Here is a 16,237-nt window from a genome sequence, read left to right as displayed (position 1 = left end):
GCTTCCCGTTCTTCTTTTTCCGGTTCTATCTTTGTTTCCCATAAAAGGAACGATAGTTAATCATGACAGGGATCTATATTACCATCATTATTCAGGCTTTAATCTCTATTTTTCTGTTATACCATAATAAAAATAACGACAGAAAATACAATTTCCTCTACCTGTATCTGATCGTAGTAACCGCAGATTTTCTGTTCGAACTGTTTATCTACCACTTATTTAACAGGGAAACCTCCTATATAGAAAGTATCCCCAGCAGTTTCCGTTTTCTAAAAGGTCCCTTATTGCTCTTATTTTGCCTGAACTGCCTCGGAAAAAATGTATCCGGAAAAACAATCTTTCTCCACTTGTTTCCTTTTTTCCTCGTGTTTTTATGGAATATGATCATTCTCCCTATGGTATTCAGCAGGGCAAGTCATACCAATCTGCTCATGGAAATTTATCAGCAGATATTTCATTATTATCCCTTTTACTGGCTCAGCTATGTCCTCCTTACTTATTACCACATCAGTAAGGCCAGACAACCATTAAGTACAGAACTGAAGTACCTGAAAATATTAACGGTTTATCTCATCATCTCTATTATCAGTTATTACATCTCTTATAAAGCAGGATTAAATAAAGATCTTTTGAGAACGATTTATACTTATTTATTCCTCGTTCAGTTTGCCATCATCATTATCATGAAATTAAAATCAACGGTGATAGAGAAACAAGAAGACAAAGCAGAAACGATAAAATACAAAACCTCCAGCCTTTCGGAAAATACGCTCAAAGAGATTGCCGAAAATCTGTTGCAGACACTTAAAGTTTACAAGCCCTATCTTAATGAAGAGGTCACCCTTGAAGAAGTCGCCAGACAACTTCAGGTTTCCAGGCATCATTTAAGTCAGTCGATTACCGAAAGCCTTGGGACAAACTTTTATGACCTGATTAATAAATGCAGAGTAGAAGAGTTTGTCCGGATTATCAATGCAGACCATTCACAGAATATATCGGAAGTATTTTACCAATGTGGCTTCAAATCCAGAACGACCTTTTATAAGTATTTCAAGAAACAAATGGGCCTGAATCCGACAGACTACAAGTATCAGATTAGCCAGGCCACTGATACTTCAACACTGGTTAACATTTAGCATCTATTTCCTTCACAATTTCTTAACACCACAAAATCAACTGAAAAACAATTAGTTACAAAAACAACACCAGCTAAATTGTCCGTTTCAACCCAAACGAACATCCCGAATACAGACTCCGGATAGATTTGTTCAAAATTTTAACAGAACAAACAAAATGAAATTTGGAGTCATCAGATCAGGCATACTTTTATGCCTTCTTTTCAGTACGCTTGAGTTGTTTAGCCAAACCCAAGTCAGTGGTAAGATCATGGATACCCGGGGTCCTTTACCCGGAGCATCCATTAAAATTAAAGGAAAAAACAATGGGACGACCTCTGCTTACGACGGGGCCTTCCAGCTTTCTGGCCTGAGCGAAGGTACTGGCGTCCTGTTGATCTCTTATATGGGATACCTGACTAAAGAACTGGAAGTATCGCTTATCAAATCGCAGCACCTCGACCTGGGCAATATCATCCTTCAGGAAAGTCAAAAAAATGTATTGAATGAGGTCGCCATCAGCAGCGCCTACAAACCTTCGCAAGCGAGGGCACTGAACATCAAAAAATCTTCTTTAACCATCTCCGAAGTTTTAGCATCAGATGCGATTGGAAAACTGCCCGATAGAAATGCCGCAGAGGCTGTTCAACGACTACAGGGAGTGACGATTGAACGGGATATGGGGGAAGGCCGTTTTGTCTCCGTCCGTGGAACCCCTATCCAATGGAGTTCGGCTACTCTAAATGGAAACCGAATGCCCAGTGCGAGTGGAGACTATGCAAACAGAGGCGTACAGATGGACATCTTCCCATCTGAACTGATCGAATATGTAAAATTATCAAAAGCCCTTACGCCCGATATGGATGGAGATGCAATTGGTGGCAATGTAGATTTCATTACCAAAACATCCCCTTACCGCAAAACCCTGTCGGTAAACCTTGCCGGGGGCTACGTCGACCAGTCCCAATCCTCCACTTACAACACTTCAGTCGTGTATGGCGACAAGATTACCGATAAGCTGAGGTTTATTGCTTCAGGGGTAATCTGGAACAGGTCCTCGGCACTTGACAATTACCAGATGACTTATAATTTCAATGATCCTGTACCCGAAAAATCATATGCCATTAATCAGTTACAACTGAGGGACTATGTGGCCGACAGAAGAACGTTAGGCTTCAATACCGGTTTTGACTATGAGATCAATCCCAATCATAAAATCTATTTCAAAGGCTTATATAGTCAATATTTAGATCAGCAATCCGTTCGGGAGACCTATTTCAACTTTAACCTGAAGAATGTACAATTGCAGGCCAGGCATGCAGATTACCTGACAGACCTGTATTCCCTGCAAGTAGGCGGGGAATCTAAAATCAGTAAAAAATTAACCGCAACCTGGTCCTTGAACAATGCCCGTTCCTCCTTTAAGTTTGACTCACCTGATCAGCTGGCAAAGAAAGACAGAGGATACCCAATCGTTAATTTTGTCCAGCCCATGACCTATGGCAATTTATCTGCTGATGGAAATAAATACCTTGGGACCTTACCCTATGTACAGTCGGCCATTTCCCCGGATCAGCTAAAGCTCAATCAGGTGATCATGAGTCAAAACAACAATCAGGAGAGAGATTACCGCGGACAGGCAGATTTCAACTACCAGACAAGTGATCGGCTTTCCTTCAAATCAGGGCTGAAGTTTGTGAACAAAAGAAAAGAAGCCAATAGTAAAACCTTAGTCTGGATGCCCCCTTCAGCCCTGGGAATCCCCAATGCTCCGCCTATCTACATGAATGGCCTGGCGACCGAAAAATTCCCTTATAATGGAGGTTTTCTCTCAGAAATTGGCAGCCCTTATAACGATGTGATCATCAATCAAATCAGCAATCAACAGATTGACGCTTTATTTACTGAAGATTTCAGAAAAGACAAAGGCCTGGTTCAGGTGCAGGGACCGAACTCCAGCGCCAACCTCAGCACCTCCTATCTGGGGCAAGAGAATGTCTATTCCGCTTATCTAATGGGTGATTTGAAGTTATCTGATGAGGTCCGGATCATCGGAGGTTTCAGAAATGAGTATAACGAAATTAGTTTTTCAGGTAAAAAGGTAGTCAACACCAGTAAAGGTGCAGAAGCCGTAGACCTGACAGAAAAAAACAGTTACCATGCTTTCCTCCCTATGTTTCACCTGAAATATGCGCCCTCAAAAAATACCATATTACGGGCAGCACTGACCAGATCTTTTGCCAGGCCTGATTTTGACGACCTCAACCCCGGGATCGTCATCAATGAAGTTGCCAGAACCATTACCGAAGGGAATACCAAATTAAAACCTACCTTCTCGAACAACGTTGACGTCATGTTTGAACATTATTTCGGCGATGTCGGACTGGTATCTGCGGGAGCTTTTTACAAACAATTGAAAAATGTGATTTATGATGACCAAAGCCTGGTGCAACTCAATAACCAGCCTTATATCAAATCCAATCCCGGTAACCTGAAAAACAGCTGGCTTGCCGGCTTTGAAATGGGCATCAGTAAACGTTTCACGGAACTCCCTGGTTTCCTGAGCAAGTTTGGCTTCGAAGGAAACTATACCTATGTCAATTCTGGAGTGAAGATCCCGAATTTCACAAACGGACTGACTACAAGCGTAACAGAAACCACTTTACCTAAACAGGCGAAGCACAATTACAACCTGATCCTCTTTTTCGAAAGCAACAAATTCATGGCAAGGATTGCAGGAAACTACAAAGGAAAATACCTGAATACCATCAGAACCTCTGCCGGTCCGGAGCATTACCAATGGTTTGATAAAAATTTTACGGTAGACTTTTCATCCTCTTATGCCTTTAGCAAGAAAATCAGAATGTTTCTGGAACTCAATAACATTACCAACGAACCCAACCGCTTTTACCATGGAAACTCCAAAAGAGTAGAGAACGTGTCTTATTTTTCTTTCCGTGGCCAGGCAGGTGTATCTGTCAACTTTTATTAATCAACCCTCATGAACTTCAATCAAATCGTACTTCGTCCATTCCTGATCTCCCTAACCTTTATTGCAGTTGCCAAAGGCCAACAGAAAATGGAATTCTCCAACATCCCTAAAAACCTGAAGATAAATGAAATCCAGGTACTGGGAACCCATAACAGTTATGCCCGGCCGGTGGACCCTACGGTACTTGCCTATGGCGATTCTTTAATCAGCAGGATGATGGGTGCCTATATGTCTTCCATGCCTAAAGCAAAGCTGGAGGAATTTAAAGAATACCATCCCAATGGGATGTCTATGGCAGAAGGCCTGAAATATGACCATCCTCCATTTCCTGACCAGCTCAATGCAGGATTGAGAAACCTGGAGATTGATGTCTATTATGATCCAACGGGAAACCGGTTTAACGATCCTGCCGCTTATCGCTATTTCAAAGAGAAAGGGCTGCTAAACCTTGCCCCTTATAAAAAAGAAGGCCTCGACAAACCTGGATTTAAAGTATTACACATTGCTGATTTTGATTTCAGAACCCATTACCCAACGCTTAAGGATGCATTAACCGCATTAAAAACATGGTCAGATGAAAACCCAAATCACATTCCCATCTTTATCCAGCTGGAAGCAAAGGACAGTGGAATTCCGGTATTCCCTCATCCAACAACGGTATTAAAATTTGATGAAACTGCTTTTAATGCCCTTGATGCGGAGATATTAAGTGTTCTGGGAAAAGATAAACTGATCACTCCTGATGAAGTGAGGGGAAATTATCAAACGCTAAAGGAGGCTGTACTGGCAAAAAACTGGCCTGAAGTCAACAAATCAAGAGGAAAATTTATCTTTCTATTGCTTCCTTCTGCCGGAGGAGGAAATGACGCGCAGTCTCCATATCTTAAAAATCATCCCGGTTTAAAGGATAGGATCATGTTTATGCAGTCGACACCCAATGATGATTATGCCGCCTTCTTCCTGTTAGACAATGCGATTGTAAGACAGGAAGACATCAAAAAATATGTAAACATGGGTTACATGGTACGTACCCGTAGTGACATTGAAACTTATGAAGCAAAAGTAAACGACTATACCAGGGCTAAAGCCGCATTTGATTCCGGGGCACAAGTCATCTCTACCGATTTCTATAAAAAAGGAAATGGTTATGGGACGGGTTATGTGGTAAAACTTCCCGGAGGAGGTGTAGCAAGGTTGAATCCCGTTAACGCTCCGAAAGTTAACGCTCCGAAAAGGAACAAGTAAACCAGCCATCATTAGCGCAGGTACGCTGCGCTAATGATTCGCTTTTATATTTCTGGTGGCAAGTTCTACGGTCTGTACGATTCTCTTTTCCCTTGTTTCTTCTTTCTTTGCCTTAGTGATCCATTCCAGAATCATCCGCCTGGAAGAAGGAGAAAAACGCTGGAAATTCTCGAATGCCTGGATATTCTTGTCGAACATTTTTTGCAGGTCCCAGGGAATGATGGTGTTCTGCGCATCCGCAAGCATATCCCAGCTGCCATTGGCTTTAGCAAGATCGATCATGGCCTGTCCGCCTGGCCTCATTAAGCCCTGCGCGGTCATTCTCGCGACCCGTTCCTTGTTTACATTACTCCAGTTGCTCTTTGATTTTCTCGGGGTAAACTGCAGATAGCTGCTTTCTTCGTCCCGTTTATTTGCCTTGCTGTCGATCCATCCGAAACACAAGGCATGTTCAATGGACTCTTTGTAATCAATACAAGGGGTTTTGCTTTTCTTATGATAAAGAATCAGGCAAACGGCCTTCTCCCTGGCCCCGTTTTCTTCCAGCCAGTTGCGCCATTCTTCATTTGTACTGGCGTAAAAGGCAGGTATTCCATTGTTCGTTTCCATAGCTTTCCATCTATTTAGGTAACTTATCCTTGTTTCGCTTTCAGCACCTCCAGGTAATGCACATTGTACATGATGCCCAGCGTATTTCCGAAAGGATCAATGACCGAGGCAGTCACAAAACCAGGGCCACGTTCAGTAACCGGTTCATGCAATTTCGCTCCCAAAGAGATCAGTTTTTCGAGGCTTTCCCCGATTTCGTCTACATGCCAGTAAGTGATCGCAGCCGGGGCGCCCGGGGTCCATCCTGCAGGTGCATAACGGCCGTCAATCAATCCCAGTTCATGCTGATAATCCCCGATCCTGAATTCCGCATATCCAGGACGTTCAAAATATGGAGGCAGGCCCAGAAAATCGCTATACCATTTCTTTGCAGCCTCATGATCGATTGCGTAATAACAAATTGTAGATAGTCCTCTTAGTGTTTGTGAATTGCCCATTTTTTATGTCTTTTTATTTGAAATTTAATTTCTTTTGATAAAGGTAAACCGGGCTTTTGACAGCCCTATGTCAAGGGTTATTTTTTTTACAATTGCTGATACTTCCCAATGGAACTTTCTTAAAAATAAGGAATAATATGCCTAATAAAATATTTATGTATCTTCAAATATATTTATTGGTAAACAGCCATTTATGAAAAGAAAAAACGCTCCTTTCCATACCTCAGTATTCCTGCTTCTCCTGATCTGTACCTGCTGTGGCACATTAAGCACGATTGCCCAAACCCAAGCTAAAATGGCCTGGAAATTCCCTACCGGTGCCGCCATCCACTCCTCCCCGGTCAGCAATGGCAACATGGTTTATTTTGGCAGTGGCGACCAGCATTTATATGCCTTAGATAAACACTCCGGAAAAATGAAATGGAAATTTAAGACCAGCGGAGAGGTGCATTCTTCGCCGGTGATCAATGAACAGCGGGTTATCTTTTCAAGTGGGGATGGCGCTGTTTATGCGCTCGATAAAAACAGCGGCCAGCTGATCTGGAAATTCAAAACCAATGGAGAGAAAAAGTACGATACCTGGGACTATTACCTTTCCTCTCCCCTGGTGGATGATCAATTTGTTTATATAGGTAGCGGCGACAGTAGTATTTATGCCCTGGAGCTGAATTCCGGAAAAAAGCAATGGGCTTATAAAACCGGTGGCAGTGTCCATGCAGATCCCGTAATCAAAGATAAAACGGTCTTAGTAGGGAGTTATGATGGTTTCTTTTATGCCCTGGATTCAAAATCAGGCAGTCTGAAATGGAAATTTAAAACAGTAGGCGATCAGTCCTTTCCAAAAGGAGAGGTACAAAAGGCGGCAATCGTACAGGACAGTACCGTCTTTTTCGGAAGCCGGGATTACAACATTTATGCGCTGGACTTAAAAACAGGGACCGGTAAGTGGAACAGGAAGGAAATCGGAAGCTGGATCATTGCCAGCCCTCTTTTCTATAAGGGCAATGTCTATTTCGGAACTTCCGATACCCATCGCTTTTATGCCATGAACGCGAGATCCGGAACGATAAAATGGACCTTACCGCTCAACATGCGTGTCTATGGAGCTGCCATCATGGTGGGCAATGAGCTGGTATTTGGTTGCTTCAATGGCAAAGTTTATTTTGTTGATCCGGAAACAGGAAAAGTCAATTCCACTTTTCAAACGGAGGAGAGTAAAAGCAGGTATGCCAGTATCTATGATGCGACAGACCATTTCAGGAAAGATATTTCGCTGTATGGCAACGACTATATCGAGGTAGAGAAAAAGATCCTGGCTTTAGGGTCTATATTATCGACTCCGCTCACAGACGGGCGAATGCTTTATTTTGGAGATTCCAATGGCTTCTTCTATGCTTTAGAGAAATAAACTTAATGGCCTTGCGGATCGGTCAATAATGTTTCGATCTGCAAGGATCAAAACAGTTTTCCGTTACTGCTCAGTTCTTCTAAATCCAGTCGCTTCTCTTCTTCCCTGAGGATATCGTCATCGTAATTCTTATCCTTTTTCAGGAGGTGTAATTCATGACGTTGAATGTGAATCAAATCTACCATCATTTCTTTATACACTTTAAGTTCCTGAAGGTCAACCTTGCCTTCCCGCATGGCCTGCACGGCATTCTTCTTATCCACCAGCGATCTTTCCAGCTCCGCCTTAAAACTAACCACCAACTCATTGTGGATACACTGAGACTGGTAATTTTGCTGCATTCTTTCCAGAGAACGGTCAATCAGCCGGAGGCGGATCTGCGAACTTTGCTCCTGTTCCGACAGTTTGAAGGTATTTTCCGGTATTTTCAATAAACGGATGATAAAAGGCAAAGAAAGTCCCTGAAAAACAAGAGTCACAAGGATCACCACAAAAGTAATGAACAGGATGAGGTTCCTCAGCGGAAAGGCCGTCTGATCGGTGAGCAGCAGGGGAACGGACAATGCGGCGGCCAGTGAAACCACGCCACGCATCCCCGCCCAGACAATCACAACGGAGGAATGCCAGGTCATCCCCTGGTAGCGAACCCTCGTTTTCTTGTTGACCAGGCGGGTCAGCCTGCTCGTTGTAAATAACCAGACAAACCTAACTACCAGTGTCAGCAAACTGATGCCAACACCATACCCTATCGCGGTTTTCAATGGATAGTCTGATCCCAGACCAGCCACAATATCCGGCAATGCCAATCCGATCAGGATAAAAACAACACCATTCATCATAAACGTCGTGGCAGACCAGACCGCGTTAACTTTAACCCTGGAATTGGGCGTTAAAATCACGTGCGACTGACTACAGAGGAAAAGTCCCCCTGAAACCACAGCCATTACTCCAGAGACCTTAAAATGCTCTGCTACGATGTACATAAAGTAAGGCGTCAATAATGTTAAAACAGTATCTATATTTTCGTTGGTTGGCAGCCAGCGGTGGATCGCATAAAATATGCATCCAATTCCAAGACCAATTAAAATTCCGAATCCTGCTACCACAACGAAGTTTAAAGCCGCATCCTGAAACACAAAATTCCCTGTAATTACCGCTGCAAGGGCAAACTTAAATACAATTAAACTGGAAGCATCATTAATCAGGCTCTCTCCTTCCAATAAGGAGTTGATGGTTTTAGGGATTTTCACCCCCTTTAACACCGTCGAGGCGGCAATCGCATCGGGCGGAGAAACAATTCCTCCCAACAGAAAACCAAGGGCTAAAGTGAAGCCCGGGATAAATGCTACAGATGCATAGGCCACCGCGATAGAGGTAATCAGCACCAGGCCAACCGCCATTAAGAAGATAGCGCCTTTATATTCCCAAAAGTCTTTCCAGGAAGTTGTCCAGGCAGCTTCGTATAATAAAGGAGGAAGAAAAAGCAGGAATATGATGTCAGGATCTACAAAAATATGAGGGATACCAGGGACAAACCCAATGATCAGTCCTGATAACACTAAAAATATCGGATAGGAAACTTTCAGCTTATGTCCGATCATCACCAGAATGGTAACACCTAAAAGCAGGACAAGAATGAGAATAAGGTTGTCGTGAAGCATTATTTAAAGAATAAGTTTGTGTGATGCTGCTGAATTGTAACCAATATCGTTAAAAAAAACGATCCGTTTTAGCTGTCGGACAGCGCGTTGCAAAACCTGTACCAAAACCCACCCGAACCAGTGGCCGGATAAGGTTTATTCCGGCTGCTGATCAAAAATTAATTTTAAATTTGTGCCCCTAAGAAAACAAATATTTTACCCATTTACCAAAGCATGATGACTTCCATTTTAAAAAAAGCAACAACACATCGTTTATTAATCACCCTACTTAGCGGGCTGCTGTTTCTAACGGCCTGTACAGAATCTGCAGATCGTTTTTTCGGTATTGCCGTACTCAACACCAATATACTGCGGGAGTTTGGCAGCCCTGCCTTTGCCAAAAGGCTCAATGATGAAACCAAAGAATTTCCGGGAGTACCGGCCAGCAAGAAAAACGGAGATGAAGCACAGAAGAACATCAGCAATCAGATTCTGTATATAGAAAAGTGTATAAAAGACATTAACGCCTTATCAGAAAGCGGCGTTAAAAAAGAGATTAAGACCGCTGCTCTTGAACTTTTTGAGCTCGTTCTTCCTGTCTATAAAAACGAATATATGGCTTATGCCAAATTATGTGATGCCAAAGGCACTCAGGAGCAAAAAGACCTGATCGTCAAGGAAATTGATGAAAAGTACAATGAAGCATTTGAGAAGAAATACATCCGGTTGTTAGAAAAAGGAAAAGCATTCGCTCAGGACAACAACCTGAACGTAAAGTGGGAGTAGCCTGTTCCCAAATCATATTTACATTTAGCAGCGTCATTTGATGACGCTGCTAAATGCAATTTCAAGGGTCTAAAAAATCAGGGCTTTTCGGCCAGTTCTTTCGCTTTCTGAAGTGCCAATGGCCAGGTTTTATTCATATAGTCTTCCCACTCTCCGGCGGTATCCATCTCTACCTTCCATTCTGTTTTACCACCTACATCACGGAGCCTGTAATCCTCCAGCGAGCCAGACCACTTTTTGATCTCTTCACTATCCAGATCCTCCACTCCGTTGGTGATCATTCCCAAATGCCGGATGGACAGAAACTCATAAGGAATATTTTCTGCAATCTCAGAGACCATACCGTCACCATTCCCACTTGAGAACACCGCTCTACTTCCTTTCTTCCAATCTGTTTCTGCTTTAGATCCTTCTGCAAAAGGAGCAGTCCATTGAGGATAAGTATCTTTTCCAATGATCACATCCCATACTTTTTCACGTGGGGCATCAATCAAAATTTTAAATTCCAGCTTTTTCATAAGAATATATTTTTTTTAAAAGGTGATGAAACGATCATTAAGCATGTTTCATATCCCGGTATCTAAAGTTACGACAACAGGCTGGTTTACAAGGTGGCCGATCACGACATTTTCAGGGGCTATTTGAGACATCTGCAACTAAAAGACCTTTAGCCTTGACATCAACAACATTAAAAAGAGAAAATCTGATTAATAAAACCACAGATAATGAACAAAAATTATTCATTACATCTTGAAATCTATTCATTTTTCATTCAGAATATTTACTTATAAATAAATGCTTATCTTCATTAAATAAACAACATCCTATGTAAATTATTAATCATCTCAAAACCAATATTATGACTAACGCTATCTCAAAAACAAGCATCTGGACTTACAGAAGCTTAAAAAACAATCCCGCCATCACAACAGATTTCGACCTCCTTGAAGAAGGCAGGGCGCTCCTGCAAATCAACATCGCTGACGACAATAGTATTTCAGGAAACATCGGCGGCAATGGCTGGAACCTGGAACTGAAAGGTTCTATTCAATATGGAAACCCGGCCACCTTATGGTTCCAGGGTTTTGGTAAAGTAGGCGACGATCCATGGCTTTACAGCTACCTATGCTATCAGGTTCCGGTGATTCCCAATGGTATTGACCAGTTCCCTGCGCTAGTAGGCAGTGTCACCAGAGTAATCCCGCATCCCGGCGATCATGGGATCACAAGTCCGGCCGGAGCGGTGTATTCCTTTTATGCCATACTGCAAACACAGGCTTAACGATCCTTTCTTCAAACCCTTCTAAAACCTATTTCTAATGAGTAATTCTAAAGAAATGAGTTCCTGCAATTGTCACCACAATTCGCAGGACGAAAGCATGGGCGGGTCATTTTCCGGGGTTAAAAAAACAGGACGTGTGCTCCCTTCTGTATTGATGAGCATTCTGATCGCCTTTTTCCCAAAATGTCCCTTCTGCTGGGCGATATACATGAGCATGTTCGGAAGCATCGGGCTTGCAAGGCTGCCTTATATGCCCTGGTTATTTCCCGTCTTAATGGCTTTCTTAGCCGTTCACCTGGTGATGCTGTGGAGAAAAACCCCTCAAAAAGGATACCTACCTTTCCTGATCAGTCTGGCAGGGGCTGTGGTCATTTTATCGGGCAAAGTATTTTTCCCTTTGGCACAGTGGCTTTCTGTAACTGGCATGATCCTGATCATTTCAGGTTCACTGCTCAACAACTTTTCCAATATCCGTATACCCTTAACTAATTTTAAACGAGTATAATTTAAAAATTAACGCTATGACAACTCCAAAATTAAAAACCAGACGTTCTTTGATTGACCTTCAGATAGACTACACAAACGGGATTAAAGAACCCCTGGAAAACTTGATGAGGGCCTGGAAAGGCATCAAAGAACTCGACTATACTGACGACAATTCCTTCTTTAAAATCGGTGGATACCATGGGGAGCCATTCCGCGGTGGAGGCTGGGGCAACGCCAGTTACTGGGGTGGCTACTGTAACCACGGGAATATACTGTTTCCAACCTGGCACCGCGTTTACCTGCTCAGACTGGAACGGGCTTTACAAAGTATTGCAGGTTGTGCGGATGTAGTGCTGCCTTACTGGGATGAAACCGATGAAAGCAGCATTCTCTATGGGATTCCATCTTGCTTAACCGATGAAAATTTCGTTCTGGACAACGAAACGATCGCTAACCCTTTACGTTCTTTTGTGTTTCCAAGGAACATTACCGACAACATCAGTCAGGACCCCTCAGCGGATTATTCCAAACCGAAAAATTACGAAACCAAACGTTATCCATTGTCTGGTCTGATGGGACCAAACGATATCGCAGCGACACATGCACATAATGCGCTGTTCCCTAAGTATGAGGATAACGTTAAAATACTCAATAACAACGTAAAAGACTGGCTCAACTCCCATATTGTAGTCAACAAAGTGACCATTCCGACCAATCTGGTTCAGAAGTTCAAAGATTGCCTGGACGCGCCCAATTTTACCGTCTTCTCGAATACCAGCTCAGCTGCCCAATGGAATGGGGAGCGCCAGACGATTGATCCTGTAACCGGCAAACCAATGGTCGATGATCCCAATTTTAAGGCCGTTGTTTCTCTGGAATCACCACATAACAGCATCCATCTTGCTGTTGGAGGCTGTGACATCCCCAGTTATAATAAATCGCCCATTCCGGGAGCAAATGGGGATATGGGCGAAAACGATACTGCAGCGCTTGATCCGATCTTTTATTTTCACCATTGCAATATTGACCGGGTGTTCTGGTTGTGGCAGAAAAAACACGGTGCTACAGATGCACTGGAGATCATTCCGGAATATCCTGGAACAAACACTATTGACAATCAAGGACCTACACCGGGATTTGCACCGAATACCTGGTTAACACTGGACAGTCCGCTGGAGCCTTTTAAAAAGAATGAAACAGACTATTACAACTCTAAAGATTGCATCAATATTGAAACCCAATTAGGCTACACCTATAGTCAGGGTTCCATGGATGATCATGCAAGTCTCTTTTTGGCGAAAAAACAAGACGAATTCCCCAGCAGAATTATCAAGGTCAGCAAAATTAATAAAGCGCCCATCAGGGGTTCTTTTACCGTATCCGCATTCATGAATGTGAACGGAGAAAAACTTCATCTTGGAACAGAAGCCATACTGAGCCGCTGGAATTCACAATTCTGTGCCAATTGCCAGACACACCTGGAAGTAAAAGCATTCTTTAAACTTCCTATAATAGAAACTAAGCTTTTTTCTGCCTTGAATGAGAACCCTTACGAACATGTAGAAATTGAAATACACGGCAGAGATGGATTCATCAACGGCACCAATAAAAGCAAGCTGTTAAATGCGCTGGAAAAACCGGTTACCGGATTCCATCTGGAAATTATATAATCCAGGTTTAGCCCGCCCGCCGGGCGCAAAATTCATTGAAGGCAGCAACATTGCTGCCTTCAACTTTAGCCTCCCCCTGAAGCTAAATGAAACATCACCAGATTGACAAGAAATAAACGCAAAAAAAAGCAGCCGAAGGAACTCCGGCTGCGACGTTGAGCGCGTCATATGATAAGCTTCTGTAACTATTGTTTTCATTGTCCAGGCAAAAAGCTCCCCCCGGCGCTTTTGCCTTTGACGACACTAAATACCGTAAAATAAAATGAAGCTGCAACCGGTTATGGTTTCAAAAACCGAATATGAAACAAGATAAAGACTGTAAATATTCCAAAAATAAGTAGCTAAAAACCTGACTAATCAACAGTTATAGACCTTTTTAGGTATTCACTTGGACTCAGCCCCTCTTTCTTCTTAAACACATTGAAAAATGTTATCCTTGAGTTAAATCCTGCCATGTTAGCTAAGCCTTCAATGGAATAACGTTCCAAAATATTTTTTTCCAGAAGGTCTTTTGCATAGTCAACACGGTAATTATTGATCAGCTCGTTAAAATTGGTTTCAAATTTCCGGTTAATAACTGTAGACAAGAGCTTAGGAGAAACGCCGATTCTTTTCCCAAAATCAACAATCGTAATTCCTTTATTTAGAAAAACCTGCTCCTCATGCAAAGCATATCTGATTTTTTCCAACAAAAGATCAGTGTCTTTGATTTCAGCAATTACCGGATTTTCCAAAGCGCTTGTTTTGACGATGGACTCCTTTTCAGCATTTTTTTGATCTGCGTCTTTATTAAAGTACCCATAAACCCGTTCAGGATTGAAATTTATATAGAGGTTAAGGCAGAGGATGCCCAAAGTCCCCATACTGGAAAAAATAAGCTTTGCCCCGGAGAGCTGATGCTGATTTTCGCCAAAATAACAGGCAATCATATAAAAGAAGTTGCTGACCGCCACCCCTCCCATTAAAACCAGAGAAATAAACAACCAGTTCCCCAGCTTTTCTTTATTCATCAGGGTCATCAGCTGAGGCCGCAGCTTTTTCAGCAGGTAAACACAGTAACAGAAATAAATCAATTGCAATGCAAGTCGGAAGAGGTAATGAAAGGAGATCGGAATCAATCCCGATCCGACATAATACAATAAATTTTTGTTCAAAAATATCGCTTTAGCAATCTCCTGTTTCTCCTCAAAGGACAGTAAATAAAAAGGGATTAAATCCAAAAAATGAACGAATGCAGGAATAAAATGCAGGTAATCGGCTTTTTTTAGCCCATTTATATTCTTCAGTGAATTCCTGATATAGAAGAAAAAGAATGGCGCATTTAAATACATCAAAGGGCTCATGCTGCGAAGCGAATGAGGATGGTCAACGATATACCCATTCTCAAACCATAGAAAATAAACCAATAGAGAGATATTATAGCAAAAAAGAGAGATGCCGAGCATCTTATTTTTTAAATATGGATTCTCAGGTTTAAAAATTAAGGTCAGGCTATTAATGGTAGAAAGTGAGAGTAAGATAATGCACAGTAGGTTCATTACAGCAAGAGATCAGGAGGACTACAATGTTATCAAAAAAGTCACGCTTCCGCAACAGCTACTTTTATGATAATTCAAATATTAATTCCTATATTAATCTTAAAAAATGATTTCAATATAATACCTAAATCACAATCAGTAATTAAACATGAATACCAATGATTTCAAAATATTTGAAGCGGTAGCTGCACATGGCAGCTTCACCAAAGCTGCGGAAGCGACTTTCACCGTTCAATCTAATGTCACGGCCAGAATTAAAAGTCTGGAAGAAGAATTTGGCGTTTCCCTCTTTACCCGGACAAAAAAGGTACAGCTCACTGCTGCCGGCGAAACACTGATGCACTACTGCAAACAGATCAGCCAGCTGATAGAGGCAGCGAAAAGAGAACTTTCTCAGCGCAATCAGCTCATCGGCCATTTAAAAATAGGTTGTATTGAAACCACTATGGCCTTAAAGGTTCCTGAGCTTATTCAGCGCTTTAATACCACCTACCCTGATATCGAACTGGAATTTAAATCGGCCATGTCTCCCGACCTGATCCATGAAGTCATGAATTATAAACTGGATGCCGCCTTTATCACCGCTCCCATTACCTCGACTGATCTCGAACAGCGACTGATCAAAGAAGAGCAGTTGGTGATCGTCAGTTCCGGTAAATATGAAACACTTAATGACATCGTACAGGATGCACAGGTTAAGATCATCGTCTTTGAACAAGGTTGTGTTTACAGGGCAAGACTGGAATCCTGGCTGAGCTATAAAGGCATCATCAATTATAAAAGCACCATCGTGAATTCTCTGGAAGGCATCGTCAACTTTGTAGAAGCAGGTTTGGCGATTACCATATTACCCCTGGAATTGATTGAACAGTATTATCCAAACAGAAAGCTAAGAACCTTTTCTATTGGTAAAGAACTGGGCAGTACCACAACCATGATTATTTACAGAAAGAACAGAAACCAGGATCCTTTGCTACAGGCTTTTATAGAAATGTACTAAACAAAACATCAAAACTTTATTCTTTATAA

At 42.2% G+C, this 16,237-nt stretch carries 14 protein-coding genes; 9 read left to right on the top strand and 5 right to left on the bottom strand.

Annotation, left to right across the window (positions count from 1 at the left end):
• The first annotated feature begins 62 nt into the window (after positions 1-62).
• The 3 genes from BLQ87_RS18820 to BLQ87_RS18810 all read left to right on the top strand — a co-directional run bounded on the left by BLQ87_RS18820 (position 63) and on the right by BLQ87_RS18810 (position 5,352).
• Positions 63-1,136, top strand: a complete 1,074-nt coding sequence (locus tag BLQ87_RS18820) for a helix-turn-helix domain-containing protein (protein WP_074609799.1) — start codon at positions 63-65, stop codon at positions 1,134-1,136.
• Between the two features lie 157 nt (positions 1,137-1,293).
• Positions 1,294-4,107, top strand: coding sequence for a TonB-dependent receptor (locus BLQ87_RS18815; RefSeq protein ID WP_074609796.1), 2,814 nt, complete (start codon positions 1,294-1,296; stop codon positions 4,105-4,107).
• A gap of 9 nt (positions 4,108-4,116) precedes the next feature.
• Complete coding sequence (locus tag BLQ87_RS18810; protein ID WP_074609794.1) at positions 4,117-5,352, top strand: Ca2+-dependent phosphoinositide-specific phospholipase C; 1,236 nt, start codon at positions 4,117-4,119, stop codon at positions 5,350-5,352.
• A gap of 30 nt (positions 5,353-5,382) precedes the next feature.
• Here the strand turns inward: BLQ87_RS18810 and BLQ87_RS18805 are convergent, their stop codons facing one another.
• Together BLQ87_RS18805 and BLQ87_RS18800 are read right to left on the bottom strand one after the other, a co-directional pair.
• Positions 5,383-5,961, bottom strand: coding sequence for a YdeI/OmpD-associated family protein (locus tag BLQ87_RS18805; RefSeq protein WP_074609791.1), 579 nt, complete (start codon positions 5,959-5,961; stop codon positions 5,383-5,385).
• A gap of 23 nt (positions 5,962-5,984) precedes the next feature.
• Positions 5,985-6,398, bottom strand: a complete 414-nt coding sequence (locus tag BLQ87_RS18800) for a VOC family protein (RefSeq protein WP_074609789.1) — start codon at positions 6,396-6,398, stop codon at positions 5,985-5,987.
• 193 nt (positions 6,399-6,591) lie between these two features.
• Here BLQ87_RS18800 and BLQ87_RS18795 point away from each other — a divergent pair, with 193 nt between their 5' ends.
• Positions 6,592-7,806, top strand: coding sequence for an outer membrane protein assembly factor BamB family protein (locus BLQ87_RS18795; protein ID WP_074609787.1), 1,215 nt, complete (start codon positions 6,592-6,594; stop codon positions 7,804-7,806).
• A gap of 47 nt (positions 7,807-7,853) precedes the next feature.
• Here the strand turns inward: BLQ87_RS18795 and BLQ87_RS18790 are convergent, their stop codons facing one another.
• On the bottom strand, positions 7,854-9,467 hold the full coding sequence (locus tag BLQ87_RS18790) for a Na+/H+ antiporter (protein ID WP_074609785.1): 1,614 nt from the start codon (positions 9,465-9,467) through the stop codon (positions 7,854-7,856).
• 213 nt (positions 9,468-9,680) lie between these two features.
• Between BLQ87_RS18790 and BLQ87_RS18785 the strand changes: the two genes are divergently transcribed.
• The gene (locus tag BLQ87_RS18785; protein ID WP_143010482.1) at positions 9,681-10,232 is read left to right on the top strand and encodes a hypothetical protein; all 552 of its coding nucleotides are present in this window, start codon (positions 9,681-9,683) and stop codon (positions 10,230-10,232) included.
• 77 nt (positions 10,233-10,309) lie between these two features.
• On the opposite strand, the gene BLQ87_RS18780 is transcribed toward BLQ87_RS18785, so the two are convergent.
• Positions 10,310-10,750, bottom strand: coding sequence for an SRPBCC family protein (locus tag BLQ87_RS18780; RefSeq protein ID WP_074609781.1), 441 nt, complete (start codon positions 10,748-10,750; stop codon positions 10,310-10,312).
• 341 nt (positions 10,751-11,091) lie between these two features.
• Between BLQ87_RS18780 and BLQ87_RS18775 the strand changes: the two genes are divergently transcribed.
• From BLQ87_RS18775 to BLQ87_RS18765, 3 genes are read left to right on the top strand one after another with little or no spacing between them, the layout of a single operon-like run.
• The gene (locus tag BLQ87_RS18775) at positions 11,092-11,514 is read left to right on the top strand and encodes a hypothetical protein (protein WP_074609780.1); all 423 of its coding nucleotides are present in this window, start codon (positions 11,092-11,094) and stop codon (positions 11,512-11,514) included.
• A gap of 37 nt (positions 11,515-11,551) precedes the next feature.
• The gene (locus BLQ87_RS18770) at positions 11,552-12,019 is read left to right on the top strand and encodes a hypothetical protein (protein WP_143010481.1); all 468 of its coding nucleotides are present in this window, start codon (positions 11,552-11,554) and stop codon (positions 12,017-12,019) included.
• Between the two features lie 16 nt (positions 12,020-12,035).
• Positions 12,036-13,670 carry a tyrosinase family protein gene (locus BLQ87_RS18765; RefSeq protein WP_083361942.1) on the top strand — a complete coding sequence of 545 codons (1,635 nt, stop codon included), beginning with the start codon at positions 12,036-12,038 and terminating at the stop codon, positions 13,668-13,670.
• A 353-nt stretch (positions 13,671-14,023) separates the two neighbouring features.
• On the opposite strand, the gene BLQ87_RS18760 is transcribed toward BLQ87_RS18765, so the two are convergent.
• Positions 14,024-15,208: a helix-turn-helix domain-containing protein gene (locus BLQ87_RS18760; protein WP_074609774.1), complete on the bottom strand. Its 1,185-nt coding sequence runs from the start codon at positions 15,206-15,208 to the stop codon at positions 14,024-14,026.
• Positions 15,209-15,356: 148 nt separating this feature from the next.
• On the opposite strand from BLQ87_RS18760, the gene BLQ87_RS18755 reads away from it, so the two are divergent.
• A complete protein-coding gene (locus BLQ87_RS18755) occupies positions 15,357-16,208 on the top strand; it encodes a LysR family transcriptional regulator (RefSeq protein WP_074609772.1) in 852 nt (283 codons plus the stop codon).
• The last annotated feature ends 29 nt before the right edge of the window (positions 16,209-16,237 follow it).

The sequence above is a fragment of the Pedobacter steynii genome (assembly GCF_900103665.1).
Taxonomy (GTDB): domain Bacteria; phylum Bacteroidota; class Bacteroidia; order Sphingobacteriales; family Sphingobacteriaceae; genus Pedobacter; species Pedobacter steynii.
This window is presented reverse-complemented; position numbering and strand designations above follow the sequence as displayed.